Raw genomic sequence first — 25,313 nt, 5'->3', positions numbered from 1 at the left:
CGTCCGGGCGGCGTCCGAGGGTCAGCGACCTTTGAACACCGGCTCACGTTTTTGCATCATCGCCATCACGCCTTCGCGCACGTCTTCGCTCTTGATCAGCGAGAACAGCAGGGCATTGAGGTTCGAGAGCGCGGCGGCGTCGCCTTCATCCCGAGCCTGGAAAGCCGATTGCAAGGTGGCCTTGATGGCCAAGGGGGCAGCCTTGGCGATGCGCTCGGCGTATTCGAGGGCTCGGGCCAACTCCTGGCCGGGCTCGACCACTTCGGTCAGCAGGCGCATGGCCAATGCCTGGTCGGCGTCGAAGGCTTCACCGGTCAGCATGTAGCGCATGGCGTTGGTCCAGCCGGCGGCCTGAGTGAAGCGAACGGTCGAGCCGCCGGAGGGTGGAATGCCCCGCAGCACTTCCAGGTGGGCGAAGCGTGTGTTGCTGGCGGCGATGGCAATGTCGGCGTTGAGCACCAGTTCGATGCCGGCGGTCCAGCAGGTGCCTTGGACGGCGACGACCACGGGCTTGGTCCGACGCGGTTTCGACACGCCCCAGGGGTCAATGCCTTCGTCCGGGTACTGGAAACCACCCGAGGCCAGCTTCGGCGCCAGTTCCATCAGGTCGAGGCCGGCGGTGAAGTGTTCGCCGTGGGCGAACAGCACCGCACAACGCGATTGCTCGTCGCGCTCGAACTCACCGAAGGCCAGGGCCAGGTCGGTGAGCATGGCACTGTCGAAGGCGTTGCGTTTGCCCGCCCGATCAAGGCCGATCAGGAAAAGATGGCCACGTTGCTCGCGGGTGACGCGACCCGCACCGCTGTTTACTTCGCTCATGTAGGGCTCCTGGACATTGTTCAGTTACTTAACGTACGTTTGGTTTGCAGAAACTAAACAAACATTCGGTAACCGTCAAATTGAGACGCCCAGGCTTATGTCATAGAATCAATCCCACTGATCGAGAGCAGGACTGACCGTGCGACCGTTGAAAATTCCCCGTGATGAGCTGCTCCAGCGCTGCGCAAACACGTTCAAGCGCCTTGGTTACCATGGCACGACCATGGACGCGCTGTCGTCGGCGTGCGGGTTGACCAAGGCTTCGTTCTATCACCATTACTCCAACAAGGAGTCGTTGCTGCGCGATGTGCTGGAGTGGACCCATGCCGGCCTCAAGCAAACCTTGTTCGCCATTGCCTACGATGAAAGCCGCTCGCCCCAGGAACGGTTCGTGGCGATGGGGCGCAAGGCCAGGAAGTTGTTCCAGCAGGATTCGATCGGCTGCCTGATGGGGGTGGTTGCCATCGACGCCACGTATGGCAAGACCGAACTGATGGAACCGATCCGCGCCTTCCTGGACGACTGGACCGCCGCGTTTTCCAGGCTCTTCATCGGGCGCTACGACCAGGAGCAGGCCACCGCGCTCGCCCGGCAACTGGTGGCTGATTTCGAGGGTGCGATCCTGTTGACGCGCATCTACGGCGACGCGGGCTACCTGGACGGCGTGATCGCGCGCGGTGTGCATCAGTTGGAAGCGGCCGAGATCGCCGGTTAGACCGCCAGCGCCTGCTCCAGGGTTTGCTTGAGTTCCTGCCAGATGACGTCCAGCGGTGCCGTGCTGCGGGCGGCCCGGCATAGCGCGACCGAGCCTTCGATGGCGGCGATCGTCAACAGTGCCAGGCTGTGGGCCCGCGTGGGCGTTACACCTGCGTCCGTCAAGGCCCGGACGATGATCGCCTGCCATTGAGTGAATATCCCGTGGGCTTGATCCAGCAACTGCCGCTGGACTTGCCTTTCCAGCTCACTCTCGGACTCGCCGCGCTGGTCGGACACGTAATGTTCGACCGCCACGGCCAACACCGCGCAGCCGGCTTGGAACGCTGTGTCTTCGAGGGCCTGGCGCCAGCTGTCGACAAACCGCTCCAGGCCTTCGACCGGGCCTTTGCTGCTCAGCAGTAGGGCCAGCGGCTCGCTCACTTCCCGCCCCGCATGGTCCACGGCCGCTTCGAGCAGTTGACGTTTGCCGCCGGGGAAATGGTGGGCGATGGAACCGCGTGGCGTGTTCGAGTGACGCACGATTTCCCGCATGCTGGTGGCGGTCATGCCTTTTCGCCGCAGCAGGTCCGCCGCGCCGGCGATCATCCGGTCCCGAGTCGAAATTTTCATAAAGTTATGCCAATCGTCATATTTGGGTGTAGGCTCGGCTCCGACTATGCCATTTGTCATAAGTCGCATCCATACATTCCTGCACGAGGTATTGAAGACATGACTGCGCGTCCCCGACTGCCCAACCCCATCGACTCCGTAGCGCTTGCTTCATTGAACACGCCAGATGGCTGGCTGGCCTATCCGTTGGGTGACGATGTCATCGAGGGCCAGCCGGACACCCGCATGAAACTGCTGCGAACCGTCGGCGTGAAAACCCCGCACAAGTCCGTCGCGTTCTTTACCTCGCAACCGGCGAAGTTTCACTGGCGTTTCGACAACGATGAGGCCTTCGTGCTGATTGAAGGGCGTATCGCGATCACGATGGACACCGGTGAACGCTTTGAAATGGGGGCGGGCGACGGCGTGTCGATTCCGGCCGGGCACACGGGAATCTGCGAGGTGTTCGAGTTCAGCCGCAAATTCACCGTGGTCACCAGCGGCACCGCCGACTGACGGTGCAAAGCAGTTGCACGGCTGCCCGGTGGCGAAGGGACTGGCTTGCGCCGCCGGGCATTGGACTGTTCATCAACGCAGGTTTCGGCGCTCCAGGGCGCTGAACAACAGCATGCCCACCAGCATCGCCACGCTGAACAGGATGACTTGCCAATGCCCTGTCAGCAGCAGGGCAACCGCGGGGCCGGGGCAAATGCCGGCGATGCCCCAGCCGATGCCAAACACCAGGCTGCCACCGATCAGGCGCCGGTCCAGCTCGCGCTTGGCCGGCCATTGCATAGGGTTGCCCAGTAATGAGCGTGAACGGCGGCGGGCCCAGGTCAGCGGGCCAATCGCCGCGCCTATCGCACCGGCCATCACCAGGCCCAGGGAAGGGTCCCAGGCGCCGCCCAAGTCCAGGAACGCCAGTACTTTTGCCGGGTTGGTCATGCCCGATAGCAGCAGCCCGAAGCCAAACAGTACACCCGCGATAAAAGCCGTCAACTTGACCATGTCAGGCCCCCAGCACGTGGCGCAGGATGAACACGGTGGCGAAACCGCTGAACATGAAGCAGGCCGTGGCCACCATCGAACGCGGTGACAGGCGGGAAAGGCCACACACGCCATGGCCGCTCGTGCAGCCCGAGCCGTAGCGGGTGCCGAGGCCCACCAACAGGCCGGCGACCGCAAGGCCAAGCCAGCCGCCCTGGAATTCGATTCGCGGCGCCACGGCAAACACACCCCATAACAGCGGCGCGACCAGCAAGCCCAGCAGAAACAACGCCTTCTCATCGACGCCTTCGCTGCCACGTTGCAAAAGGCTGCCGATCAGCCCGCTGATGCCGGCGATGCGACCGTTGGCGATGACAAACAGGGCGGCGGCGAGGCCGATCAATACGCCGCCGGCGAGGGAGGACCACGGAGTGAAGTTGAGCCAGTCGATTGTCATGATGGGGTCACTGTTGCAGGGTTGGCCGTCGCACCGAGCCTGGCGCGGCGAAAATCCAAGTGTCGTCCTGTGATGCAGTTCTTACAACTGCATTGAAAGGTCCGGCCCGCTGTCGCGATGGGGGCGAGCTTGTCGTTACACTGCGCCTCCCCGATTTTCAGCAAGGAAGCGATGGATGCGTTCGCTTGTCAGTGGTGTGCTTCTTTCCGCGGCCCTGGTGGCGCCGGCGATGGCTGAACCGCGCTCTTTTTCGGTCAATGACCGCGACGGCCAATATCGGGTCGACGTCCTGTTCCCGAACCCGCCCGAAGACCCCGAGCAACTGGCGCAAGCGTTCATCACCGTGCGCGACAACAACACGCAGGCAGTCTTGCAGCAGTTGCAGACGCCGGCCGGCAATGTGCCGGTCGATCGCGACGGCAAGGTGAACCCCTGGCTGCTAGGTCCCTTCAGCCTGTTGTATTTCGCCGACTTCAACTTCGACGGTCGCCAGGACCTGGCGATTCGCAACGGCACGGACCCTGAGTCGCGCTACAAGCCGATGTTCGACGTCTACCTGCAAGACCCGAACAAACCCCAATGGGTACTCAACGCCGCCCTGACGGACCTGGCGAAGCAAGCCAGCAGCGGGATGTTCTCGGTGATTGCCCTGGACCATATCCTGTTCACCCAGACCGACCACGGCTGCTGCTCGACCCGTACCACCCAGTGGCAAATGCAGGGTGACGCGTTGGTCCGGCTTCGCTCTTCCAGCGAGGATGAGGTCGAGCCGAGCGAGCTTGGCGACAGCTCCAGCATGCCCAGCGGCTATAAACGCCAGACCTACGGTGAGTTGAAGGACGGCCAGTGGCACGAGCAGACCAGCTTGAGCGGGCCGGACTACGAGGACCCGATCATGCTCAAGGGCACCGTCGGCGGCAAAGTCCCGGTGGACCTCTGGTACCAGCAACAGGGCGCGCTGATGATCGGTGAAGTGCGCTATACCAAGGGCGGCAACGGTAAACCGATCAAGCTGGCCGGCTTTATGAACAACGACGGCGATGACAGCTACGCGGTCCTCCAGGAATTTGCCGACGATGGCCGCCAGACAGGTATCTGGCGGATCACTCAGGGACAGGCCGAGCCCTACGACTTCACCGGCACCTGGATTAGTGGCGTCAAGGGCAATGACCGGCAAATGGCGGTCATGCTGCACGGCGATGCGGGCGAACCGGATGTCGAAGCGAGCGGTAAAGTCGGTTCCGCCCAGCGCAGCGGACATTACCAGATGCGTAAGGACGCCCAGGGGCACGACGCCGACCTGGACTTGAAGATCCTGCCCGAGCGGGATGCCGAGGGCAGGGAAGTCGCAGAGTTCACCGTGACCGTGAGGGACGCCGCGACGGCCCGGGAAGTCTTGCGGGAGCACCAAGTGGTGCCAATGGACGCCGACAACCTGATCATCGTGCGCGGGCCGCAGGCGTTGGGCGACGGCGGGCCTTATCACATACAGCTGTTACCCCACTTCGCGGTCATCAGCCACAACGAAGCGTTCGAGTCCCCGGAGGATCTGCCGGGGATGTACCTGAGGCGGCAGCCTTGATTTCAGGGCGGCTGAGCCATTGCCTTGGCGGGCAGGCTTGCTCCTTTAGGTTATCGGGGTGGAGCTTGCCTGCCCGAAATTCGATAGCAAATTCCCATCCACGCGCTAACATCCGCGATCATCTCCAACACCTTGGATCGCTCATCATGAAAGGATCTCTCACCATGACATTGCGTCTGCTTGCCGCCAGCCTGTTCCTGTTTTCTTCCCTGACCCACGCCGCCGAGCCGGCCAGTGTGCCCAAAGCCCTGCAAGAGCAGGTCGGACACCTGGTGGCACTGCTCCAGGACAGCTACGCCACCGGCTACCCCGAGGCGACCACGGCCCAGACCTTGAACACCGGCGAGGAAAGCCAGGTGACGCTCGCCGTGTTCACCATCGAAGGCTTCGGCGGCGGCAACAACTACAGCCAATACCTGGCCGCCTTCACGCCTGAAGAAAACGAAGAAGGCATGCTGCATTACAGCCTGCTGGACGTCATCCGCATTGGCGGTGACAGCTGGCGTTCGATCGACAAGCTCAATGCCAAGCTGGTCAGCGACCCGGCGGGCGAGCAAACCCTGATCGACATCCCCGTGATGGAAAACACCGACGACGACGCGCCGAACTTCCCCAGCAAGACCGGCGTCATCCACCTGTCCCTGGAAGGCTCGAACGCCCAGCGACTGGTCGAGGTCAAGTAACGCGTCGCGCCGCTACTGCAGCGGCACATACACATCCGTCTGCCATTGGCTCTTCGGCGTTTCGGGATAGACACTCAGGTATTCGAAGAACAGCGGCTCATTGCGCAGTTCTTCGCCACTGTTGGGAAGCCAGTCGCGATAGATCGGATAGATCGTTTCGCCGATGTGATCCGGCGACCCCGAATGGCGCACCACCACGTAGCGTCCCCCGGCAATGACGTGTTCGCGAATGCCGAATTCATTGGGCACCACGGCCTCGTGAATTTCACCGCAAATGGCGAAGCGGAACGCGTGCGCCGGGGTCGTGTCGGGGTTGCTGTAGGGAATGCCGAACGTCCGACTGGACGCCACCGGCGATTGCCCGCTCTGCCTGCGCCACTCGACGAATGTGCGCACACTCTCGTCGACGCGTTCGGAAGGGCCGCAGTGTTCAAGCGCGGCGACTCTGACTTCGGCACGTTGCACGATTTTGACTTGCATGATGATGGTCCTGGAAAAGTGAGGGATGGCGAATACCGCATTCCAGACCTGCCAGTTTGGCGCCTTGCGGAAAACGCTCGGCGACCGGCCGAATGCTCGTCTGAACGCTCTGCTGAAGGCTTCGGGACTTTCGAAGCCAGCACTGAGGGCGGCATCCAGCACCGAACAGTCTGCCTGGGCGGTGAGCCGGTGTGCCGCCTGTCGCAGCCTCATCAGTTGCACATAGCGTGAAACGGACACCCCGACGAACGCCGTGAACTGTCGATGGAAATGAAACGCCGAAAAGTTCGCCACCTGGCTCAGCGCATTCACCGATAAGTCTGCTTCGAGATTGGCCTCGATGTAGGCGAGTACCGCGTTGAAGCGTTTCAGGTACGCGTGGTGGTTCGGCATGTCAGGCACTGGAATAACCTTCCTGGAAGTACGGTCGGCAATAGCATCAACGATAGCCGGTAGAGATACCTAGCCGTGCTTGCTCAAGGCGTCGATTCCCGCTCAGCCCACCATCGCGCGTGGCGAAGGGCATTAACCGGCGGAAACTATCTCGCTCGGCGCGTTGCCGAAAAGACGTCAAGCCAGCGTCCGCCAAGGAAACCTGATGAACAACCCGAAAGTCATTCACCACGGTGCGCACGAAGGTGTGACCGGCTCGTGTCATCAGGTCTGGATGGACGAGACCTACAGTCTGCTGATCGACTGCGGCCAGTTCCAGGGAGAGGACGAGGGGCAGGGCGGGAACGATGCGCTGGGCCTGGATTTTTCCATCGAAGGCATCAAGGCCCTGATCGTCACGCACGTGCACATCGACCATGTCGGGCGGATTCCCAACCTGCTGGCGGCGGGCTTCGAGGGTCCGATCCTGTGCAGCGAGCCCTCGGCGCGGCTGTTGCCGATCGTGCTCGAGGATGCGTTTCGCCTGTCGATCAGTCGCGATCAGGAGCAACTGGAGCGCTACCTCAAGGTCGTCGAGCAACGGATCATTGCCTTGCCCTATGGCAACTGGTTCACCCTGCACGAAACCGATCAGACCCGTTGCAAGGTGCGCCTGCAACCGGCCGGGCATGTACTGGGTTCGGCGTATGTCGAATTGCAACTGGACGAGGAACCGGCGGGCAGGCGCGTGGTGTTCAGCGGTGACCTGGGAGCGCCACATTCGCCGATCCTGCCTGACCTGGTGCCACCTGAGCGCGCCGACCTGCTGATCATGGAAAGCACCTACGGTGACCGCCGCCACGAAGACCGGGCCCATCGCCGCGAGCGCCTGTTGGCCGCCATCGAGCGGGCGTTGGCGGACCAGGGCACGGTGCTGATCCCCTCATTCAGCATCGGCCGGACCCAGGACCTGCTGTATGAACTGGAAGAGATCCTTCACGAAAAAGGCCTGTCCAGCCCGGCCTGTGAGCCCCAGGCCAACGCCAGGAACGGCGCTGCAGATATCGACTGGCCGCAGATTCCGATCATTCTCGACTCACCGCTCGCCAGCCAATTCACCCGCACCTACAAGGAGCTGCAGGGCTTCTGGGATGACGACGCCCGGCAACGCCTGGAACAAGGCCGCAAGCCGCTGTCCTTCAAGCAACTGATCACGGTCGATAGCCATGATGAACACCGACGCATCGTCGAGCACCTTACCGACACCGCTCGCCCGGCGATCGTCATCGCCGGCAATGGCATGTGTTCCGGCGGGCGAATCGTCAACTACCTCAAAGCCATGTTGGGCGATCCGAGGCATAACGTGGTGTTCGTCGGCTATCAGGGCAAGGGCACGCCTGGGCGGGACATTTTGACCCACGGGCCGGAGGGCGGATTCGTGATGCTGGAGGGCGCTCGCGTCGACATCCGTGCCGGTGTCGACAGCGTCAGCGGCTACTCGGCCCATGCGGACCAGGCTGACCTGGTGGGCTTTGTCACCGGAATGAAGGCCTGGCCCGGGGAAATCCGCCTGATCCACGGCGAGGACCAGGCCAAGCAGCGCCTGGCCGAGGTGCTGCGGGCGAGGTACCGGGAGGCGGGCCAGGAGGGCCAGATCTCCATTCCCCCGTCGTGATCGGCCGGCGCTGGAGGGAGACTTGTCGCATAAATTTGAATTACACGACGTGGCTCGCCAGAATCGCGCCCCGATCCGGGCAAAAGGTGCCGGACGTTGAGGGTCAAAGGGGCGGCAGTTGAACGAACAGACATTGTCCATGCGTCTGGAACGCGTGGCGGCGCACGTGCCGTTGGGCGCGCGATTGGCCGACATCGGTTCGGATCACGCTTATCTGCCGGTGGCGTTGGTTCGCCGTGGCGCTATTACAGCCGCAGTGGCCGGTGAGGTGGCATTGACGCCGTTCGCGGCCGCCGAGCGAACCGTGCGTGAAAGCGAGTTGGAGAGCCAGGTCACGGTGCGCCTGGCCAACGGGCTGGAAGCGATCGAGCCAAGTGATGGGATCACGGCGATCAGCCTTTGCGGCATGGGCGGGGAGACAATCCGCGACATCCTCGACAGCGCAAAAGCGCGCCTGAGCGGACAAGAACGCCTGATCCTGCAACCCAACGGCGGTGAGCAGCCGTTGCGCCAGTGGTTGATGGAGAACGACTATCGGATTCTCTGCGAAGAGGTGCTGCGGGAGAACCGCTTTGACTATGAAATCATCGTTGCCGAGCGCACGGGCCCGGTGCTGTATACCGCCCAGGAGCTGTACTTCGGCCCCTTGCAGTTGCAGTCACGCAGCCCGGCCTTCCTGGCCAAGTGGCAGCGCCTGCTGCGCCAGAAGCACAAGACACTGGCCAGCTTCGCCCAGGCGCGGCAGGCCGTGCCCGAGGCGAAGGTGCAGGCCGTTGCCCGCGAGGTGAAGTGGATTACCGCGCTGCTGGCATGACCATCAAGCCGTCCTTGTCATCAGAAGATGAACTTGAACAGCGCAATGACCACGATCAGGCCGATCAGGAAAATGATGCCAACGGTGCCGCCAAGGAATTTCAACATAAGAACACTCTCATCAGATGGGCTTAATTTTCTAGACCGCCCGTGATGCCGCTCGTTTCGTTAATTTTCCTGCCGGCAGCAAGAAGGCGTCATTGCCGTCCGAGTTCTTCCCTCAGCGCGTCGATCAGGGCCAAGCAATGGATCATCGCTGGCGACGCGTCGTTGGCCCGTCGGCTCTGGATGATCGGCGAGGTCGCGTCGTCCTCCAGCAGCGTGCAGAAACCGATGTCGTCGCGGTGCAACACCTGCACCGAGGCCGGCACGAGGGTGATGCCCATGCCGGCGCCCACCAGGCCGATGGCGGTCTGCAGTTCGTTGGTCCACTGGGCAACATTGATGCTCAGGCCTCGCGCCTTGAAGAGGCCCATGACATGGTCGGCATAGCTCGGGCGTGGGTTGCCGGGGTAGAGCACGAAAAGTTCGGTGACCAGTTGATCCAGCGTCACCGGCTGACCGATCAGCGGATGCCCGGCGGGCAGGGCGACCACCAGGCGATCCTCCGTCAGCACTCGCTGGACAATCGCCGGGTCGTCGATGTGGATGCGCCCGAAGCCAATGTCGATACGCCCGGCCTTGAGCGCCTCGACCTGTTGCAGCGTGGTCATTTCCGAGAGCCCGAGTTCCAGCGCCATCGCCTCGTGGCTACGCAGGCGGCGAATCAGTTCCGGCAGCACGCCGTACAAGGTTGACGGCGCGAAACCGATCCCCAACCAACGCCTTGCGCCCTCACCGATGCGCCGGGTATTGCCGCAGACCTTCTCCAACTGTTCCAGCAGGGTGGTGGTCTGCTCGAAGAAAAAACGCCCGGCGTCGGTGAGTTTCAGTGGACGCCCACGCTCCAGCAGCATGACCCCCAATTCGTCTTCCAACTGCTGGATCTGCCGGCTCAGGGGTGGCTGGGCGATGTGCAGGCGTTCAGCGGCGCGGGTGAAATTGAGGGTTTGCCCCAGGACCTGAAAATACCGGAGGTGGCGCAGTTCCATGGGGCCTCCCATGAGTGAATGGTTAATACCTTCAAGGTATCGATTCAGACCAATTCTATATTGGCTTCCCGAAAAAAGCCGTACCAGAATCGGTTCCAGAATTTTAAGAACCTGATGGGTATCGAGATGCTGGAAACCGCCATTGAGTCGATCGAGACGATCATCGTCGATCTGCCAACCATCCGCCCGCACAAGCTGGCCATGCACACCCTGCAGCACCAGACCCTGGTGATCATCCGCGTGCGCTGCGCCGATGGCATCGAGGGCATTGGTGAATCCACCACCATCGGTGGCCTGGCGTATGGCAACGAAAGCCCCGAAAGCATCAAGACCAACCTCGACCGGCACTTCGCACCGCTGCTGCTCGGCCAGGACAGCCGTAACGTCAACGCCGCGATGCTGCGCCTGGAGCGTTGCATCCGTGGCAACACCTTTGCCAAGTCCGGCGTCGAAACCGCTTTGCTCGATGCCCAGGGCAAACGCCTCGGCCTGCCGGTCAGTGAACTGCTGGGCGGACGGGTCCGTGATTCACTGCCGGTGGCCTGGACCCTCGCCAGTGGTGATACCGACAGGGACATCGCCGAAGCGGAAAAAATGCTCGATCTGCGCCGTCACCGGATCTTCAAGCTGAAAATCGGCGCCGGTGAAGTCAACCGTGACCTGGCGCACGCCATTGCGATCAAGAAAGCGTTGGGCGAACGTGCCAGCGTGCGGGTCGACGTCAATCAGGCCTGGGACGAGGCGGTGGCGCTGCGGGCTTGCCGGGTTTTGGGCAGCAACGGCATCGACTTGATCGAACAACCGATTTCGCGCAACAACCGCGCCGGCATGGCACGCCTGAACGCCATCAGCCCGGCACCGATCATGGCCGACGAATCCATCGAAAGCGTAGAGGATGCATTCAATCTCGCCCGCGAAGGCGCGGCTTCGGTGTTCGCCCTGAAAATCGCCAAGAACGGCGGCCCGCGCGCTGTATTGCGCACCGCGGCCATTGCCGAAGCGGCCGGTATCGCGCTGTACGGCGGGACAATGCTGGAAGGCGGCCTGGGCACCCTGGCGTCGGCCCACGCGTTCGTGACCCTGGACCGACTCGCCTGGGACACCGAATTGTTCGGCCCGCTGTTGCTGACCGAAGACATTCTCAATGCCCCCCTGGTCTACCGCGATTTCGAACTGCACGTGCCGAAGGCCCCCGGCTTGGGGGTGAGCCTGGATGAAGAGCGCCTGGCGTTCTTGCGCCGTGACAAGACCGCCACCCACGTCCAAAGCGCCTGAGGAGAGCCCCATGCTGTTCCACGTAAAGATGACCGTGAACCTGCCGGTCGACATGAACCCCGAACGGGCCGCGCGGCTCAAGGCCGACGAGAAAGCCCTGGCCCAGCGCCTGCAAGCGCAGGGCACGTGGCGTCATTTGTGGCGCATCGCCGGGCTCTACGCCAACTACAGCGTGTTCGACGTCGACAGCGTTCAGCGACTGCATGACCTGCTGATGCAACTGCCGCTGTACCCGTACATGGCGATCGAAGTCACTGCGATGTGCCGCCACCCGTCCTCGATTCACGAGGATGATCGCTGAGCCCGTTGGGGCCGCCTCGCTACACTCATAATTACAAGATGAGGAACTACCGAAATGAACATCAAGATTTCCCACACGGCCGGCGTCCAGCAGTTTCTCGAGCAAGCCAGCGGCCTGTTCAACGACGAAGGGAACCCGCGCACCAAGGCTCTGGTTTACCGGATCCTGCGTGATTCGGTGAACATCATCGAAGACCTTGGCGTGACCCCGGAGGAATTCTGGAAGGCCGTCAATTACCTCAACGTCCTTGGCGCGCGCCAGGAAGCCGGGCTGCTGGTGGCCGGCCTGGGCCTTGAGCATTACCTCGACCTGCTGATGGATGCCGAAGACGAGCAGGCCGGCAAGTACGGCGGGACGCCACGTACCATCGAAGGCCCGTTGTATGTGGCCGGCGCGCCGTTGTGCCAAGGCGAGGCGCGCCTGGATGACGGCGCCGACCCGGGCGTGACCCTGTTCATGCAGGGCCGAGTCCTGAACACCGCTGGCGAGCCTTTGGCCGGCGCTGTCGTGGACGTCTGGCACGCCAACACTGGCGGCACCTACTCGTACTTCGACACCACGCAATCGGCGTTCAACCTGCGCCGGCGCATCGTCACCGACGCCGAGGGCCGCTATCGCTTTCGCAGCATCGTGCCGTCGGGTTATGGCTGCCCGCCGGACGGTCCGACCCAGCAATTGCTCGATCAATTGGGTCGCCATGGCCAGCGTCCGGCGCACATCCACTTCTTTATCTCGGCACCGGACCATCGGCACCTCACCACCCAGATCAACCTGGATGGCGACCAGTACCTGCATGACGATTTCGCTTACGCGACCCGCGACGAACTGATCGCCAGGATCACCTTCAGCGACGATCCGGCGCGCGCCAGCGCCCGGGGTGTCAGTGGCCGGTTTGCCGAGATCGATTTTGACTTTACCTTGCAGCCGTCCGCCCAGCCCGAAGAGCAGCAGCGCCACGAGCGTGTTCGCGCACTCGAAGCCTGAACCCTACGACGGTGACCTGCGGCACGGGACTTTTCCCGTGCCGTCGGCGTTTGGGCCGCAGCGCCGCTTAGGGCCTGGGCCCCATAACAAGAACGGGAGTGACCCGATGATGCACGCGCAACTCTTGAGTCAGCGCAGTACCGTGTTCGATCACGCCGACCCTCATGCAGTCTCTGGCTACATCAACCAGCATGTCGGTACCCATCGCATCGGCATGCCCCGTTCCGGGCGGCCGCTGGCCAGCCTCAACCACCGCAAGTTCGCCAGCCTCGACCTGTGTCGCATCAGCTACGGCGGCAGCGTGCGCGTCACGTCCGGGGCGCTGGAGAACGTCTATCACCTGCAAGTGTTGTTGCACGGCCATTGCCTGTGGCGCGGTCGTGGGCTGGAACACGCCTTCACGCCGGGCGAACTGTTGCTGATCAACCCCGACGAACCGGTGGACCTGACCTATTCGGCCGACTGCGAGAAATTCATCATCAAGCTGCCGGTCCAGCTGCTTGAGTCGCTTTGTGACGAGCAACGCTGGCGGTATCCGGGGCAGGGCGTGCGGTTCCTGGAGAACCGTTATCGGCTCGATGAACTGGAAGGGTTTGTCGGCCTGCTGGCCATGATCTGCCAGGAAGCCGAAGCCAGCGAGCCGGTGCCCAGGGTGCAGGAACACTACGCACAGATCATCGCCAGCAAGATGCTTGGCCTGATGAAAACCAATGTCAGCCGTACCTGCCTCGGCTCGCAGGCGGCCACGTTCGAGGGGCTCGCCGATTACATCGCCCGCCACCTCAAACAGGACATCGACAGCGAGGCGCTGGCCCGCCAGGCGCGGATGAGCCTGCGGTCGCTGTACGGGTTGTTCGAGCGCCATGCCGGCACCACACCGAAGAACTACATCCGGCAGCAACGCCTGGAGCGTATCAAGGCTTGCCTGAGCGACCCTGCGTGCAACGTTCGCAACGTCACCGAAGTGGCCCTGGACTATGGCTTCCTGCACCTTGGGCGCTTCTCCGACAGCTACCGCAAGCAATTCGGCGAACTGCCTTCCGAGACCTTGAAACGCCGCCACTGATGCGCTGGGCTTGCCCGCGAATGCGGTGGGTCAGTCGACCTCTTCATCAACTGACCCACCGCCTTCGCGAGCAAGCTCGCTCCCACAAGGGCGTCTGGGGCGGACACACATCTTGAGCCACCCAATAACGCTGTGGGAGCGGGCTTGCCCGCGAAGACGGCAACGCATCCAACTCAATTCGCCAGTCGATTCTCCCTGCGCAAAACGGATAAAGGTCTGCAACCTTCGGATAGTGCACCCCATCCCCCCGTCCTAGCATGGCCCTGCCTGAACAAAAACAATGGAGGCGGCGGCCATGTCCCTGCGACCCGAATACCTTCACTCCCTGCTTGAAGACGACAAGGAACACGGCATCTATCGCTGCAAGCGCGAGATGTTCACTGACCCTGACCCGGGTCGCGCGTTTCGAGTCGTATCGGCCTGGAAGTGCTGCGGGGCTCGTCGAGCTACATCTACGAAGGCAACTGGAAACTCACGGCGGAAAACGGCGCGGACGGCTACCACGTCAGTTCCGTGCACTGGAACTACGCGGCCACCCAGAACCAGCGCAAGCAGCGCGAGGCCGGCGATTGCAACCCGACCATGAGCGCCGGCAGTTGGGCCCGGCAAGGCGGCGGTTTCTATTCCTTCGACCGCGGCCACATGCTGCTCTGGACCCGATGGGCGAACCCCGAGGACCGGCCGCTGTACGAGCGCCGCGATGAGCTCGCCCAGGGCTTCGGCAAGGCCCGCGCCGACTGGATGATCGAGCACTCGCGCAACCTGTGCCTGTACCCCAACGTCTACCTGATGGACCAGTTCAGCTCGCAGATCCGCATCGCCCGGCCGATCTCGGTCAACCGCACGGAAATCACCATTTACTGCATCGCGCCCAAGGGCGAGAGCGACCAGGCCCGTTCGAGCCGGATCCGGCAATACGAGGATTTCTTCAACGTCAGTGGCATGGCCACGCCCGATGACCTGGAAGAGTTCCGTTCTTGCCAGACCGGCTACCAGGGCAGTGCGACCGCCTGGAACGACATGTCTCGGGGCGCCGAGCACTGGGTCGAGGGCGCCGATGAGGCCGCGAGGGAGATCGACCTGCAGCCGTTGCTCAGCGGTGTGCGCACCGAGGACGAAGGCTTGTTCGTGTTGCAGCACAAGTATTGGCAGCAAACCCTGCTCAAGGCCCTGGCGGCCGAGCAGTCGGAACGGATCGCCGTGGAGGCCGTGCAATGACCATTACCCATGACGCCGTGCGCGACTTTCTCTACCGCGAAGCCCGCTACCTCGACGACCGCCAATGGGACGCCTGGCTGGAGCTGTACGCCCCGGATGCGACGTTCTGGATGCCCGCCTGGGACGACAACGACGAGTTGACCGGAGACCCGCAGCGGGAAATCTCCCTGATCTGGTACGGCAACCGCACCGGCCTGGAAGACCGGGTCTTTCGGATCAAGACCGAGCGTTCCAGCGCCACCGTGCCGGACACCCGCACGTCCCACAACCTCAGCAACATCGAGCTGCTCGAACAACGCGACGGCCTGTGCCAGGTGCGCTTTAACTGGCACACCCTGAGCTTTCGCTACAAGACCGTCGACAGCTATTTCGGCAGCAGCTTCTACACCCTGGACATGCGCGGTGAAAACCCGCTGATCAAGGCCAAGAAAGTGGTCCTGAAGAACGATTACGTTCGCCAGGTCATCGATGTCTATCACCTGTGAGGCAGCCGTCATGACTCATTCCATTGCATTGAACTTCGAAGACGGCGTCACCCGGTTCATCGAGGCCACCGCCTGCGAAACCGTGGCCGATGCCGCTTACCGCCAGGGCATCAACATTCCCCTGGACTGCCGCGACGGCGCGTGCGGCACCTGCAAGTGCTTTGCCGAGGCCGGGCGCTATGACTTGGGCGAGGAGTACATCGACGATGCGCTCACCGCCGACGAAGCGCAGCAGGGCTTTGTGTTGACCTGCCAGATGCGCGCCCAGAGCGATTGCGTGGTGAAGGTGCCCGTATCCTCGGACGTCTGCCGCACGCAACAGGCCCACTTCGAGGCGAACATCAGTGCGGTGCGCCAGTTGTCGCAGAGCACCATCGCCTTGTCGATCAGAGGCGAGGCCCTGAGCTCGCTGGCGTTTCTGCCGGGCCAGTACGTGAACCTCGGCGTGCCCGGCAGCGACCAGACCCGCGCCTACTCGTTCAGCTCACTGCCGCGCGACGGCGAAGTCAGCTTCCTGATTCGCAACGTGCCGGGCGGCCTGATGAGCAGCTTCCTCACCGGCCAGGCCAAGGCCGGTGACACGCTGCGGCTGGCCGGGCCGCTGGGCAGTTTCTACCTGCGTGACATACGGCGGCCGCTGTTGCTGCTGGCCGGTGGCACCGGCCTGGCCCCGTTTACCGCGATGCTGGAAAAAATCGCCGAACTGGGCAGTGAGCACCCGGTCCACCTGATCTATGGCGTGAGCAACGATGTCGATCTGGTGGAGCTGGAACGGCTGCAAGCCTTCGCCGCCCGAATCCCCCGCTTCAGCTTCGCTGCCTGCGTGGCCAACCCGGCCAGCCAGCATCCGCTCAAGGGTTATGTGACCGAGCACATCGAGCCTGGGTATCTGAACGAGGGTGACGTCGACGTTTACCTGTGCGGTCCGCCGCCCATGGTCGAGGCGGTCAGCCAGTTCATGGGCGAGCAGGGCATTGCCCCGGCGAACTTCTACTACGAAAAATTTGCCGCCAGCGCGGCTTGAGGTGTTCATGAGTCGATTCAACGAAAAAGTCGCGTTGATCACCGGCGCCGCCCAGGGCATCGGGCTGCGGGTGGCGCAACGCATGGCGGCCGAAGGTGCGCGGTTGATCCTGGTGGACCGTTCTGAGCGAGTGCTGGCGTTGCAGGAGGAACTGGCATCGGCTCACCCGGTGCTTGCCTTGACGGCGGACCTGGAACAGTACGACGAGTGCCGCCGCGTGATGACCCTCGCCGTGGCGCATTTCGGCCGCCTGGACGTGCTGGTCAACAACGTCGGCGGCACGATCTGGGCCAAGCCTTTTGAACATTACGAAGCCCCGCAGATCGAGGCCGAAGTGCGCCGTTCGCTGTTCCCGACACTGTGGTGCTGCCACGCGGCGTTGCCATTGATGCTTGAGCAGGGCAGCGGCGCGATCGTCAACGTGTCCTCCATCGCCACGCGCAGCATCAATCGGGTGCCCTACGGCGCCGCGAAGGGTGGGGTCAACGCATTGACCGCGTGCCTGGCTTTCGAAACCGCCGGTCGCGGGGTGCGGGTCAACGCGACGGCACCCGGCGGCACCGAGGCACCGCCCCGGTTGATCCCGCGAAACAGCGCCGAGCAAAGCCCGCAGGAAAAAACCTGGTACCAGCAAATCGTCGACCAGACCCTGGACAGCAGCCTGATGAAACGCTACGGCACCTTGGACGAACAAGCCGCCGCGATCCTGTTCCTGGCGTCCGACGACGCGTCATACATCACCGGTGTGACCTTGCCGGTGGGTGGGGGCGACCTGGGCTGAGCCTGTGCTCACAACTGCTGCTTGAGGAACGTTGCAAACGCGCGCGCCAGTTGCGACGGTTCTTCCTGGGTGGGCAGCAGAAGGGCAATTTCATACTGGATCGGGGGCGAAAACGGCTTGAGCAGCAGGTGTTCGGTGAAGGGCCGACTGACCACCGGGTCGACGAGGCCCACCCCCAGGCCGCAGCGCACCAGTTCGCAAGCGCTGGAAAAGAACTCTGTTTCCGCCACCACGTTCCAGGCGGCGCCATAGGCTGAGAAGGCCGTGGCCAGTTGCTGATAGATGGGGTCGCCCTTGAACAGCGAAACGAACGGCACGCCGTCCAGGTCCGCCGGGGTGATCACGTCCCTATCGGCCAAGGGATGGCCCGGCGGCAGCATGCATTGGCATTCATAGCGGATGACGTCCATGTGGGCGGCGGGGTAGTCGAGGGGCAACTCGGCGACGGCCAGGTCGAACTGCTGGGTGGTCATCAGCTCACGGACCGATTGTGAGTTGCGGGTAATGAGCTTGAGTTCGAGCCCTGGCCGTTCCCTGGCGAACTCGGCCATCAACCGAGGCAACAGCGCGATCGACAGGCTGGCGTAGGCCGCAATGGCCAGATGTCCGCGCTTGCCGGTGCGAATTTCCCTGGCGATGCGCTGTGTTTTCTCCACGGCCTCCAGCGCCCGTTGCGCTTCGACGAAAAACAGCCGCGCCTCGGGCGTCGGTTGCAGGCGCCCGCCCTTGCGCACGAAAAGGGTCAGGCCGGTGTCGTGCTCCAGGTTGGCAATGGTGCTGCTGATGGCGGGCTGGGAAATGTTCAGCAACTCTGCCGCCCGGGTCATGGTGCCGTGGATCATCAACGTCCTGAAGCATTCGAGCTGACGGATTCGCATGGTTTTTCCTATAAATCCAACTTATACCGAGGCCACTTTATATTATTGGTTTGTACACGGGTCGTATGTTTTGCTTTGGGCAGGGGTCCAGTACACGGGCCAATCCATCTGTCCAGAAGGGGCAAACACATGAACGCAGTGACTTCGATCCATCCCGGTGAACACCTCCGCCTCCCGGCCCGGCACGGCGTGGCGATCCGCCTGAGCAAGGGGCAGACCCTGAAGGTGGTCAACACCCACGGCAAGCAAGTCGTGGACACCTGGGCGTTCAACCCGGATGACCTGACGGAGTCGATGTCAATGGAGCACAGCCGTCCTTTCTGGCTGAAGCTCAACCCGTGCAAGGGAGACGGCTTGTTGACCAACCAGCGCCGCATCATCCTGACGCTCATCGAAGACACCTCGCCTGGTGTCCATGACTCCCTGGTGGCCGCCTGCGATCCGACCCGCTACGTGCAACTGGGGGTGGTCGGCCATCATGCCAGTTGCAACGAGAACCTGTTCCTGGCCTTGCAGACCCTGGGCCTGACGGCGCCAGATACTCCGAGCCCGTTGAATCTGTTCATGAACGTGCCGGTTCATCGGGACGGGCGCATCGAGTTCGCGGCGCCGGTCAGCGAACCAGGGCACTACGTCTGCCTGCAAGCGGCGATGGACGCCGTGGTCGTGCTCTCGGCCTGCCCCCAGGACATCACGGCCGTCAATGGGATGCAGCCCCAGGATATTCACTACTGCGTGATCTGAGCGTCCGGTAAAGCCTGCTGGCGGCCGCGACCGGTCAGCAGGATACTGGGTCCGTGGTAAGCCACACCGATAAGAGGCTGCACAACCATGCGCAAAATACCTCCCCTGAACTCCGTTCGGGCGTTTGAAGCCGTCGCACGACACCAGAGTTTTTCAGCGGCGGCGAACGAGCTTTCCGTCACGGTCGCTGCGGTCAGCCATCAGGTCCGACAACTGGAAGACGGCTTGGGGCAAAAACTCCTGGAGCGGGGCCGGACGGTCACGCTCACCGCGGCCGGCCAGGCGATCTATCCGTTGTTGCGCGACGGCTTCGACCAGATCGCCCAGGCGTTCGCCCTGATCGACGCACCAAAGGCCGCGGATGCCATCCAGGTGTCCACCACGCGGGCGTTCGCCGAACGGTGGCTGATGCCGCGGCTGGCGGCCTTCAACGCCATTTACCCGGACATTGTGGTCTCGATTCATGCCTCGGAGAAAGTCGTGGACCTGCGCACCGAAACTGTCGACCTGGCGATTCGTTATGGCCCGCTCACCGCCAATGCCCGCGCGCCGGTGCTGTTCGAGGACCGTTACATGGCGGTGGCGGACGCCCGCATCTGTCCTGACGGACGGGCGCCCACCATTGATGATTTTCACCAGCGCGCATTGCTGGCATTCAAGTGGAAAAACCAGGCCCTCGAAGCGCCTTCCTGGTCAGCCTGGCTCGCCAGGGTCGCGCATGATCCGTCGCGGGAATTGCGCATCTCCTGGTACAGCGAGGAAACCCTGGCGCTGCACGCGGTGGAGCGCGGGCTCGGGCCGTTGTTGTGCAGCACGGTGCTGATGGACGAAGCGTTGCGCTCTGGCCGGATGCGCCGGGTCGAAGGCCCGACCTTGCCAGGTTTCACGTACCACCTGATAGAGAACAACCCGGGTGCCTCGCGCCGTAGCCTGGGCGTGTTTCGCGACTGGTTGCTCGGCGAAGCCAGGTCATTCCGGGAAAACACCTTGGATGACCTGGCCGGCCAGCCGTTGCCTACCCCCTGACTTTCGCCGCGTGAAGGGTGCTTTCCATCGCCAGGCACGCGCCGAGCAGTGCGTCATCGTGGCCTTGCGGGGCCGAGAACAATACCGAGGTCGGTAGCCCGGCGGGGTCCGTGCCAGACGGCACGGCCACCCCCGGCATATCCAGCAGGCTGCCGATCATGGTCAGCGACAGGGTTTGCAGATTGACCGCGGCGAACAGCGCGTCGTCCTGTTCCAGGGGCGCCATCGCCGGCGCGACATGCTTGACCGTCGGCATGACCAGCAGAGCACCGTCGAGCTCACGTTCGATGGCCGCCATCAACTCGTCGCGGGCCTGGCGAATCCTGGCTTCGACCCCAGGGCCGATGGCCTTGGCCGAACGCAGGCGCGCCCGGACCCGTCGGTCCATACGCGCGCCGTCCGGCCCCTCGACGATCGCCTCCAACAGCCGCCAGGCTTCTATCGCCCCCAGCCAGCCATCCCGGGCGATCAGCTCCCGGGTGCTGGCCACGGCGCGCACAGCACGGTGTTCAACCTGTGCGCCAGCGCCACGAAGACATTCCATCATGGCCAACAGGTTGTGGCGGACGGCTGGCTGCAACGCGTCATCGGCCAGCACCGCATCGTCGACCACCAGGCGCAGGCGGAAAAGCGCGCCGGGCTCGATGGCCGGGCAGGCAGCACCGCGCATGGCCGCATCCAGGGCGACGCAATCGGCGACGGTCCGGGCGAACGGCCCCAGGCTGTCCAGGGTGACGGCGAGCGGGTGGACGCCGTGCATACTGTAGCGACCGGTGCTGGCCTTGTACCCGACCACGCCATTGAACGCCGCCGGGACGCGAATCGATCCGGCGGTGTCGGTGCCTAGGGCGCAGCTGACGATGCCTCGTTGCACCGCGATGGCTGAGCCGGACGACGAACCACCGGGTACGCGGCGTTCGCCCACGGCCATGTCGCCCTTCGGCGTACCGAAATGTGGATTCAGGCCAAGGCCCGAGTAGGCGAACTCCGAGAGATTGGTTTTGCCCAGGGCGATCATCCCCCGCGCCTTGAGCGCAGCGATGACCTGGGCGTCGGCGTCCGCCATCGGCGCGTCCAGGCGAGTGATGGAGCCCGCGGTGGTCCGGGTGCCGGCGACGTCCAGCAGGTCCTTGACCGCATAGGGTATGCCGTCGAACGGGCTCAACGGGGTTCCGTCCCGCCAGCGCTCGGTCGAGGCCCGCGCCGCCTCGATGGCCCGTTGTTCAAACAGTTCAATGAACACATGAGCGCCATGGCGGGCGGCGACCAAGGCCGCCGCGACCAGTTCGTCAGGTGTCGTCAGGCCTTGCTTCAGTCGCTCGGCGGTGTGCAACAGGGTGGTCATGTCGTCTCCCTTCGTCGGGTTAAGCCGGCTGCTCAAGCCGGCGCACGCAGGTTGTGTCGTTCTCCGATCAGTTGCCCGACCAGTACCGGCACCGCATCGAAGGCGTCGGCGATGGAGGCTTCGTGGCGAGCGTCGCCGAACTCCTGGTAATCGATGGCGATGACGTGGGTTTCGTTCACGCCCAGGTAATGCGCGCAGGTCTGGATATGGGTTTCGAGGTGGTTCATGGTTTCGCGTACACCACCGGGGCCAAAGCCGAATTCCCCTCGGCAAGACAGGATGATCAGTTTCTTGCCGCTCATGATCGGTTCCAGCGGGTAGTCGCCCCGGCCCAGGTCGAAGGTGAAGGTCTTGCCGATGCGGATCACCTTGTCGAACCAGGATTTCAGCGCGGCGGGCATCCCATAGTTGTACATCGGCGTACCGATGACGATGACGTCGGCACGGTCGATTTCATCGATCAACTCATCCGAAAGGCGGATTTGCTCGCGCTTTTCAGCGGTCATCTGTGCCTCGGGCGTGAATACCGCCGCAATCCAGGCCTCGGTCACGAACGGAGGCGGGTTGTGCCCGACGTCACGGGTAATGACCCGCGCCAGTTTGTCGCGTTCAAGCCAGGTGTCGACGAACGCCTTGGACAGTTTACGGCTCAAGGAGCGATCGGAGCGTGCACTGGCATCAATATGAAGTAACGTGGTCATGAATAACTCCCTCAAATGCCGAGGCGAAATGTCTCGGCAGCGGATCCAGTGGGCCACGACGGTCGTCGGCTCGGCTATTGATATTTATTGTGCGCTTGGCCAATAAAACTCAACCCGCTAATTTTATTTAACCTGGTCATCTTCTTTTGAGCGGTTGTGGCGCGTTGAAGTGCCAATTGCACTTCTGGTTGTCGCGCGCAATTGAATAAAACTAAAGCCGCGAATATTTCTAAACGGCCTTTTAGGTTTAATCAATTACTTAAATCTTCGCACCTCGATTTAATGATTCGCAGCGATTCACGTGGTCGCCGATCAGCGAGGAAAATAATAATGTCAACGCGTCGAAACTCCGAAGTCAGTCAAGTCAATCACGATGTGCTGGGCATTGAACCCATGCCCGACAGCCATCGTACGTCCACACCCCTGGACCAGTTCTGGATCTGGGCCGGCGCCAACGTGGCACCGATCAACTGGGTGCTCGGTGCCATCGGCATCCAGTTGGGGCTTAGCCTTATGGAAACGCTCCTGGTGATTGTCATCGGCAACCTGCTGGGTGCGGCCCTGTTCGGCGGCATCTGCATCATGGGCCACCGGACCGGGGTGCCGCAGATGGTGCTGTCGCGGCTCGCCTTCGGTCGGCGCGGCGCCTACCTGCCCACCCTCATGCAAGTGCTGATGCCCATGGGGTGGGTGGCGACCAACACCTGGATCGTCCTCGACCTGTCGGTGGCGGCCTTGGAGAAAGTCGGTGTCAGTGGCGGCATGGAACTCAAGTACCTGATCGCCGTGGCGGTCATGGTCCTGCAGGTGGTCATCGCGGCCTGGGGGTTCAACGCGATCAAGTGCTTCGAGCGCTACACCATGCCGGTGATTCTGGTGATCATGATGGTGATGACCGTGCTGGCGTTCACGCACGTGGACATCCAGTGGCAAACGACCACCATCCAGGGAATCGGCAAGCTCTCGGCCATGAGCAGCCTGATGACGGCCATCGGGATCGGCTGGGGCATCTCATGGCTGGTCTACGCCTCGGACTACACCCGGTTCACCCAGACCAAACTGTCCGACGGCCAGGTGTTTCGCTCGACGTTCCTGGGCATGTTCCTGCCCACCGTCTGGCTCGCCTTCCTCGGCGCCGCGATTGCTTCGGCGGGTGGCGGTTCGGACCCGGCGCAACTGATCATCGCAGTGTTCGGCACGATGGCGCTGCCGGTGCTGCTGGTGCTGTTGCACGGCCCGGTGGCCACCAACATCGTGGTCATCTACTCGGCGGCGTTGGCGACCCTGTCGCTGGACCTGCGCATTGCGCGCTGGGCGGTGTCGCTGGTCTCGGGGGTGGTGGCACTGTTCATTCTTTATCTGTTCCTGCAATCGGGTGAGTTCGTCCATGCCTTTGAAAACCTGATGGTGTTCTTTGTGGTGTGGATCAGCCCTTGGGCGGGTATCACCCTGGTGGACTTTTTCCTGATCCGCCGCGGCCGGGTGGATCTCGATTCGTTGTACTGCCACCACTCGCAAAGTGCCTGCACCGACGTGAACTGGAAAGGCGTATTGGCCCTTGCCGTGGGTGTACTGGCGGCCTGGTTATTTCAAGTTGGCACCGTCGCGTCATTACAAGGGCCGATTGCAATGGCCTTGGGCGGAATCGATTTGTCTTGGTTGGCAGGATTAAGCGTGGGCGGCGGCAGTTATTACTTACTGCATCTTTCCCGGCGAGTGGCAACGGTTCACACCCCGGCAGTCGCTGAATAAGAAGTTGTCTGTAAAACACCTATTAACGATGAAAGAGGTCAATGCATATGTCTCATCTTGAACAAACTAACGTGCTGTCGGCATTGAGTGCCGGGGCCGAGGTCGACGCCTTCCTGGGCAACGTCGTGGAAATCGCGATCGTGACCCGGGACCACCAGCGCACCATGGATGGCTTGCTCAAGCTGGGGATTGGCCCATGGCGGGTGTACACCTTCAGCCCGGACAACACCGAGAACCAGACCTACCACGGAGAGCCGGCCGAATTCGTCCTGAAGGTCTGTTTCGCCCAGTCTGGGAACATGGTCTGGGAACTGATGGAGCCGGTGTCCGGCCCGACGATCTTCGCCGACTTCCTGGAGAAGCACGGCGAAGGCATCCAGCACGTGGCCTATGACTGCAACAACATTCCCTTCGAAGAACGCATCGCCGAGTTGCAACGCCGTGGCTTCAAGTGCGTGCAGTCGGGCTCCTGGATGGGGGTGAACCATTTTGCGTTCTTCGGCACCGAGGCCGACACCACCACCGTGTTTGAGACCTATGCGTTCCCTGGGGACTGGGATTATCCGGAACCCGAATCCTGGTACCCGGCGCGCCCGTAGGCACGACGCGGCTCCCGGCGCCCCTGGCGTCGGGACTTTTGCCTCACAACCGACGATGGGAAGACAGCCATGAACAACGTCCGGATGGACAACCTCAGTTGGGTCGAATACGAGCGCCGCGTGCAATCCGGTGCCGTGGTGTTTCTGCCGATCGGTGCGACCGAACAGCATGGACCGCACTTGCCCCTGGGCACCGACGCCTTGCTGGCCAGCGCCATCAGCGAAGACGTCGCCCGGGAAATCCACGGCATCGTCGCGCCGGCGCTGGCCTATGGGTACAAATCCCAGCCCAAGTGCGGAGGAGGGCAGCACTTTTGCGGCACCACCAGCGTGGACGGCGCGACGCTGATCGCGATGGTCCGCGATGCCGTGCGCGAGTTTCATCGCCATGGGGTCAAGCGCCTGGTCCTGGTGATTGGGCATTACGAGAACCAATGGTTCGTGACCGAGGGCATCGACCTGGCCCTGCGCGACATCGGCCCGGACGCTGGCCTGCAGGTCATGCGCCTGGAACATTGGGAGTTCTTGCAGCCCCAGACGATCGAGCGGATTTTCCCCGACGGTTTCCCCGGTATCGCCCTGGAACATGCGGCGGTCATCGAAACCTCGATGATGCTGCACTATCACCCGCAATTAGTGGCGCTTGACCGGATTCCCGCCCATGGCCCGGCCGAATTCCCGGTCTACGACCTGTACCCCACGCGCACCGAATGGGTGCCCGCCAGTGGCGTGCTCTCATCGGCGTTGGGTGCCAGTGCGCAAAAGGGCCAATGGCTGGTGGGCGATGTCATCGGCGGGATCGTGCAAGCGGTGCGGTTCGAGTTCGCCCTGGGTGAAGTCTGAAACCTGATAAGGCCACAAAGGCCCAGT

General features: G+C 62.7%; 27 protein-coding genes and 1 pseudogene. 19 read left to right on the top strand and 9 right to left on the bottom strand.

What is annotated here, in order from left to right; translation table 11 throughout:
• Positions 1-21 precede the first annotated feature (21 nt).
• On the bottom strand, positions 22-819 hold the full coding sequence (locus VM99_21920; GenBank protein ID AKK00596.1) for an enoyl-CoA hydratase: 798 nt from the start codon (positions 817-819) through the stop codon (positions 22-24).
• A gap of 139 nt (positions 820-958) precedes the next feature.
• Here VM99_21920 and VM99_21915 point away from each other — a divergent pair, with 139 nt between their 5' ends.
• The gene (locus VM99_21915) at positions 959-1,534 is read left to right on the top strand and encodes a TetR family transcriptional regulator (protein ID AKK00595.1); all 576 of its coding nucleotides are present in this window, start codon (positions 959-961) and stop codon (positions 1,532-1,534) included.
• Here the strand turns inward: VM99_21915 and VM99_21910 are convergent.
• Positions 1,531-2,145, bottom strand: coding sequence for a TetR family transcriptional regulator (locus tag VM99_21910; protein AKK00594.1), 615 nt, complete (start codon positions 2,143-2,145; stop codon positions 1,531-1,533). The genes VM99_21915 and VM99_21910 overlap by 4 nt on opposite strands.
• A 99-nt stretch (positions 2,146-2,244) precedes the next feature.
• Between VM99_21910 and VM99_21905 the strand changes: the two genes are divergently transcribed.
• Positions 2,245-2,640, top strand: a complete 396-nt coding sequence (locus VM99_21905; protein ID AKK00593.1) for a hypothetical protein — start codon at positions 2,245-2,247, stop codon at positions 2,638-2,640.
• Between the two features lie 72 nt (positions 2,641-2,712).
• Here VM99_21905 and VM99_21900 read toward each other — a convergent pair whose 3' ends face one another.
• Together VM99_21900 and VM99_21895 are read right to left on the bottom strand one after the other, a co-directional pair.
• Positions 2,713-3,132: a membrane protein gene (locus tag VM99_21900; protein ID AKK00592.1), complete on the bottom strand. Its 420-nt coding sequence runs from the start codon at positions 3,130-3,132 to the stop codon at positions 2,713-2,715.
• Between the two features lies 1 nt (position 3,133).
• Positions 3,134-3,568, bottom strand: a complete 435-nt coding sequence (locus tag VM99_21895) for a YeeE/YedE (protein AKK00591.1) — start codon at positions 3,566-3,568, stop codon at positions 3,134-3,136.
• 175 nt (positions 3,569-3,743) lie between these two features.
• Here VM99_21895 and VM99_21890 point away from each other — a divergent pair, with 175 nt between their 5' ends.
• Together VM99_21890 and VM99_21885 are read left to right on the top strand one after the other, a co-directional pair.
• Positions 3,744-5,150: a hypothetical protein gene (locus VM99_21890; protein AKK00590.1), complete on the top strand. Its 1,407-nt coding sequence runs from the start codon at positions 3,744-3,746 to the stop codon at positions 5,148-5,150.
• Positions 5,151-5,314: 164 nt separating this feature from the next.
• Positions 5,315-5,833 carry a hypothetical protein gene (locus VM99_21885; protein AKK00589.1) on the top strand — a complete coding sequence of 173 codons (519 nt, stop codon included), beginning with the start codon at positions 5,315-5,317 and terminating at the stop codon, positions 5,831-5,833.
• A 12-nt stretch (positions 5,834-5,845) separates the two neighbouring features.
• On the opposite strand, the gene VM99_21880 is transcribed toward VM99_21885, so the two are convergent.
• Positions 5,846-6,715 carry an AraC family transcriptional regulator gene (locus VM99_21880; protein AKK00588.1) on the bottom strand — a complete coding sequence of 290 codons (870 nt, stop codon included), beginning with the start codon at positions 6,713-6,715 and terminating at the stop codon, positions 5,846-5,848.
• A 265-nt stretch (positions 6,716-6,980) separates the two neighbouring features.
• On the opposite strand from VM99_21880, the gene VM99_21875 reads away from it, so the two are divergent.
• Positions 6,981-8,360 (top strand): metallo-beta-lactamase, encoded by a 1,380-nt coding sequence (locus VM99_21875; GenBank protein AKK01827.1) that lies wholly within the window; start codon positions 6,981-6,983, stop codon positions 8,358-8,360.
• Positions 8,361-8,478: 118 nt separating this feature from the next.
• Entirely contained in the window at positions 8,479-9,174 is a 696-nt protein-coding gene (locus VM99_21870) for an SAM-dependent methyltransferase (GenBank protein ID AKK00587.1), read from the top strand.
• Positions 9,175-9,370: 196 nt separating this feature from the next.
• Here the strand turns inward: VM99_21870 and VM99_21865 are convergent, their stop codons facing one another.
• On the bottom strand, positions 9,371-10,264 hold the full coding sequence (locus VM99_21865; GenBank protein ID AKK00586.1) for a transcriptional regulator: 894 nt from the start codon (positions 10,262-10,264) through the stop codon (positions 9,371-9,373).
• An 18-nt stretch (positions 10,265-10,282) separates the two neighbouring features.
• Here VM99_21865 and VM99_21860 point away from each other — a divergent pair, with 18 nt between their 5' ends.
• From VM99_21860 to benD, 8 genes and pseudogenes are all read left to right on the top strand, one after another.
• Complete coding sequence (locus tag VM99_21860; protein ID AKK00585.1) at positions 10,283-11,539, top strand: muconate cycloisomerase; 1,257 nt, start codon at positions 10,283-10,285, stop codon at positions 11,537-11,539.
• 10 nt (positions 11,540-11,549) lie between these two features.
• Positions 11,550-11,840 (top strand): muconolactone delta-isomerase, encoded by a 291-nt coding sequence (locus VM99_21855; GenBank protein AKK00584.1) that lies wholly within the window; start codon positions 11,550-11,552, stop codon positions 11,838-11,840.
• A gap of 54 nt (positions 11,841-11,894) precedes the next feature.
• Positions 11,895-12,824 carry a catechol 1,2-dioxygenase gene (locus tag VM99_21850; protein AKK00583.1) on the top strand — a complete coding sequence of 310 codons (930 nt, stop codon included), beginning with the start codon at positions 11,895-11,897 and terminating at the stop codon, positions 12,822-12,824.
• 106 nt (positions 12,825-12,930) lie between these two features.
• Entirely contained in the window at positions 12,931-13,890 is a 960-nt protein-coding gene (locus tag VM99_21845) for an AraC family transcriptional regulator (GenBank protein AKK00582.1), read from the top strand.
• Between the two features lie 295 nt (positions 13,891-14,185).
• Positions 14,186-15,108 (top strand): annotated as a pseudogene (locus VM99_21840) (hypothetical protein).
• On the top strand, positions 15,105-15,593 hold the full coding sequence (locus VM99_21835) for a benzene 1,2-dioxygenase (GenBank protein AKK00581.1): 489 nt from the start codon (positions 15,105-15,107) through the stop codon (positions 15,591-15,593). The pseudogene VM99_21840 and the gene VM99_21835 overlap by 4 nt, the downstream one beginning before the upstream one ends.
• 10 nt (positions 15,594-15,603) lie before the next feature.
• Complete coding sequence (locus VM99_21830) at positions 15,604-16,617, top strand: NADH oxidase (protein AKK00580.1); 1,014 nt, start codon at positions 15,604-15,606, stop codon at positions 16,615-16,617.
• Between the two features lie 7 nt (positions 16,618-16,624).
• On the top strand, positions 16,625-17,398 hold the full coding sequence (benD, locus tag VM99_21825) for a 1,6-dihydroxycyclohexa-2,4-diene-1-carboxylate dehydrogenase (GenBank protein AKK00579.1): 774 nt from the start codon (positions 16,625-16,627) through the stop codon (positions 17,396-17,398).
• A gap of 8 nt (positions 17,399-17,406) precedes the next feature.
• On the opposite strand, the gene VM99_21820 is transcribed toward benD, so the two are convergent.
• Positions 17,407-18,276, bottom strand: a complete 870-nt coding sequence (locus tag VM99_21820) for a LysR family transcriptional regulator (GenBank protein AKK00578.1) — start codon at positions 18,274-18,276, stop codon at positions 17,407-17,409.
• A gap of 129 nt (positions 18,277-18,405) precedes the next feature.
• On the opposite strand from VM99_21820, the gene VM99_21815 reads away from it, so the two are divergent.
• Both VM99_21815 and VM99_21810 read left to right on the top strand, forming a co-directional pair.
• Positions 18,406-19,020 (top strand): aminomethyltransferase, encoded by a 615-nt coding sequence (locus VM99_21815; protein ID AKK00577.1) that lies wholly within the window; start codon positions 18,406-18,408, stop codon positions 19,018-19,020.
• Between the two features lie 87 nt (positions 19,021-19,107).
• Entirely contained in the window at positions 19,108-20,046 is a 939-nt protein-coding gene (locus VM99_21810; GenBank protein ID AKK00576.1) for a LysR family transcriptional regulator, read from the top strand.
• On the opposite strand, the gene VM99_21805 is transcribed toward VM99_21810, so the two are convergent.
• A complete protein-coding gene (locus VM99_21805) occupies positions 20,036-21,391 on the bottom strand; it encodes a glutamyl-tRNA amidotransferase (GenBank protein ID AKK00575.1) in 1,356 nt (451 codons plus the stop codon). The two genes, VM99_21810 and VM99_21805, sit on opposite strands and share 11 nt — an antisense overlap.
• Before the next feature lie 32 nt (positions 21,392-21,423).
• Positions 21,424-22,092 carry an FMN-dependent NADH-azoreductase gene (locus VM99_21800; GenBank protein ID AKK00574.1) on the bottom strand — a complete coding sequence of 223 codons (669 nt, stop codon included), beginning with the start codon at positions 22,090-22,092 and terminating at the stop codon, positions 21,424-21,426.
• Between the two features lie 330 nt (positions 22,093-22,422).
• Here VM99_21800 and VM99_21795 point away from each other — a divergent pair, with 330 nt between their 5' ends.
• From VM99_21795 to VM99_21785, 3 genes are all read left to right on the top strand, one after another.
• Positions 22,423-23,844, top strand: a complete 1,422-nt coding sequence (locus VM99_21795; GenBank protein AKK00573.1) for a thiamine permease — start codon at positions 22,423-22,425, stop codon at positions 23,842-23,844.
• Between the two features lie 47 nt (positions 23,845-23,891).
• Entirely contained in the window at positions 23,892-24,443 is a 552-nt protein-coding gene (locus tag VM99_21790) for a methylmalonyl-CoA epimerase (protein ID AKK00572.1), read from the top strand.
• Between the two features lie 69 nt (positions 24,444-24,512).
• Positions 24,513-25,286, top strand: a complete 774-nt coding sequence (locus tag VM99_21785) for a creatininase (GenBank protein ID AKK00571.1) — start codon at positions 24,513-24,515, stop codon at positions 25,284-25,286.
• The last annotated feature ends 27 nt before the right edge of the window (positions 25,287-25,313 follow it).

Source organism: Pseudomonas chlororaphis (assembly GCA_001023535.1).
In the GTDB taxonomy this organism is placed as follows: domain Bacteria; phylum Pseudomonadota; class Gammaproteobacteria; order Pseudomonadales; family Pseudomonadaceae; genus Aquipseudomonas; species Aquipseudomonas chlororaphis_E.
This window is presented reverse-complemented; position numbering and strand designations above follow the sequence as displayed.

Excerpts from the sequence above, each read along its gene's own strand:
- VM99_21920 (AKK00596.1), bottom strand. The coding sequence starts at position 819 with ATGAGCGAAGTAAACAGCGGTGCGGGTCGCGTCACCCGCGAGCAACGT.
- VM99_21910 (AKK00594.1), bottom strand. The coding sequence starts at position 2,145 with ATGAAAATTTCGACTCGGGACCGGATGATCGCCGGCGCGGCGGACCTG.
- VM99_21905 (AKK00593.1), top strand. The coding sequence starts at position 2,245 with ATGACTGCGCGTCCCCGACTGCCCAACCCCATCGACTCCGTAGCGCTT.
- VM99_21900 (AKK00592.1), bottom strand. The coding sequence starts at position 3,132 with ATGGTCAAGTTGACGGCTTTTATCGCGGGTGTACTGTTTGGCTTCGGG.
- VM99_21895 (AKK00591.1), bottom strand. The coding sequence starts at position 3,568 with ATGACAATCGACTGGCTCAACTTCACTCCGTGGTCCTCCCTCGCCGGC.
- VM99_21890 (AKK00590.1), top strand. The coding sequence starts at position 3,744 with ATGCGTTCGCTTGTCAGTGGTGTGCTTCTTTCCGCGGCCCTGGTGGCG.
- VM99_21885 (AKK00589.1), top strand. The coding sequence starts at position 5,315 with ATGACATTGCGTCTGCTTGCCGCCAGCCTGTTCCTGTTTTCTTCCCTG.
- VM99_21875 (AKK01827.1), top strand. The coding sequence starts at position 6,981 with ATGGACGAGACCTACAGTCTGCTGATCGACTGCGGCCAGTTCCAGGGA.
- VM99_21865 (AKK00586.1), bottom strand. The coding sequence starts at position 10,264 with ATGGAACTGCGCCACCTCCGGTATTTTCAGGTCCTGGGGCAAACCCTC.
- VM99_21860 (AKK00585.1), top strand. The coding sequence starts at position 10,283 with ATGGTTAATACCTTCAAGGTATCGATTCAGACCAATTCTATATTGGCT.
- VM99_21855 (AKK00584.1), top strand. The coding sequence starts at position 11,550 with ATGCTGTTCCACGTAAAGATGACCGTGAACCTGCCGGTCGACATGAAC.
- VM99_21850 (AKK00583.1), top strand. The coding sequence starts at position 11,895 with ATGAACATCAAGATTTCCCACACGGCCGGCGTCCAGCAGTTTCTCGAG.
- VM99_21845 (AKK00582.1), top strand. The coding sequence starts at position 12,931 with ATGATGCACGCGCAACTCTTGAGTCAGCGCAGTACCGTGTTCGATCAC.
- VM99_21835 (AKK00581.1), top strand. The coding sequence starts at position 15,105 with ATGACCATTACCCATGACGCCGTGCGCGACTTTCTCTACCGCGAAGCC.
- VM99_21830 (AKK00580.1), top strand. The coding sequence starts at position 15,604 with ATGACTCATTCCATTGCATTGAACTTCGAAGACGGCGTCACCCGGTTC.
- benD (AKK00579.1), top strand. The coding sequence starts at position 16,625 with ATGAGTCGATTCAACGAAAAAGTCGCGTTGATCACCGGCGCCGCCCAG.
- VM99_21820 (AKK00578.1), bottom strand. The coding sequence starts at position 18,276 with ATGCGAATCCGTCAGCTCGAATGCTTCAGGACGTTGATGATCCACGGC.
- VM99_21815 (AKK00577.1), top strand. The coding sequence starts at position 18,406 with ATGAACGCAGTGACTTCGATCCATCCCGGTGAACACCTCCGCCTCCCG.
- VM99_21810 (AKK00576.1), top strand. The coding sequence starts at position 19,108 with ATGCGCAAAATACCTCCCCTGAACTCCGTTCGGGCGTTTGAAGCCGTC.
- VM99_21805 (AKK00575.1), bottom strand. The coding sequence starts at position 21,391 with ATGACCACCCTGTTGCACACCGCCGAGCGACTGAAGCAAGGCCTGACG.
- VM99_21800 (AKK00574.1), bottom strand. The coding sequence starts at position 22,092 with ATGACCACGTTACTTCATATTGATGCCAGTGCACGCTCCGATCGCTCC.
- VM99_21795 (AKK00573.1), top strand. The coding sequence starts at position 22,423 with ATGTCAACGCGTCGAAACTCCGAAGTCAGTCAAGTCAATCACGATGTG.
- VM99_21790 (AKK00572.1), top strand. The coding sequence starts at position 23,892 with ATGTCTCATCTTGAACAAACTAACGTGCTGTCGGCATTGAGTGCCGGG.
- VM99_21785 (AKK00571.1), top strand. The coding sequence starts at position 24,513 with ATGAACAACGTCCGGATGGACAACCTCAGTTGGGTCGAATACGAGCGC.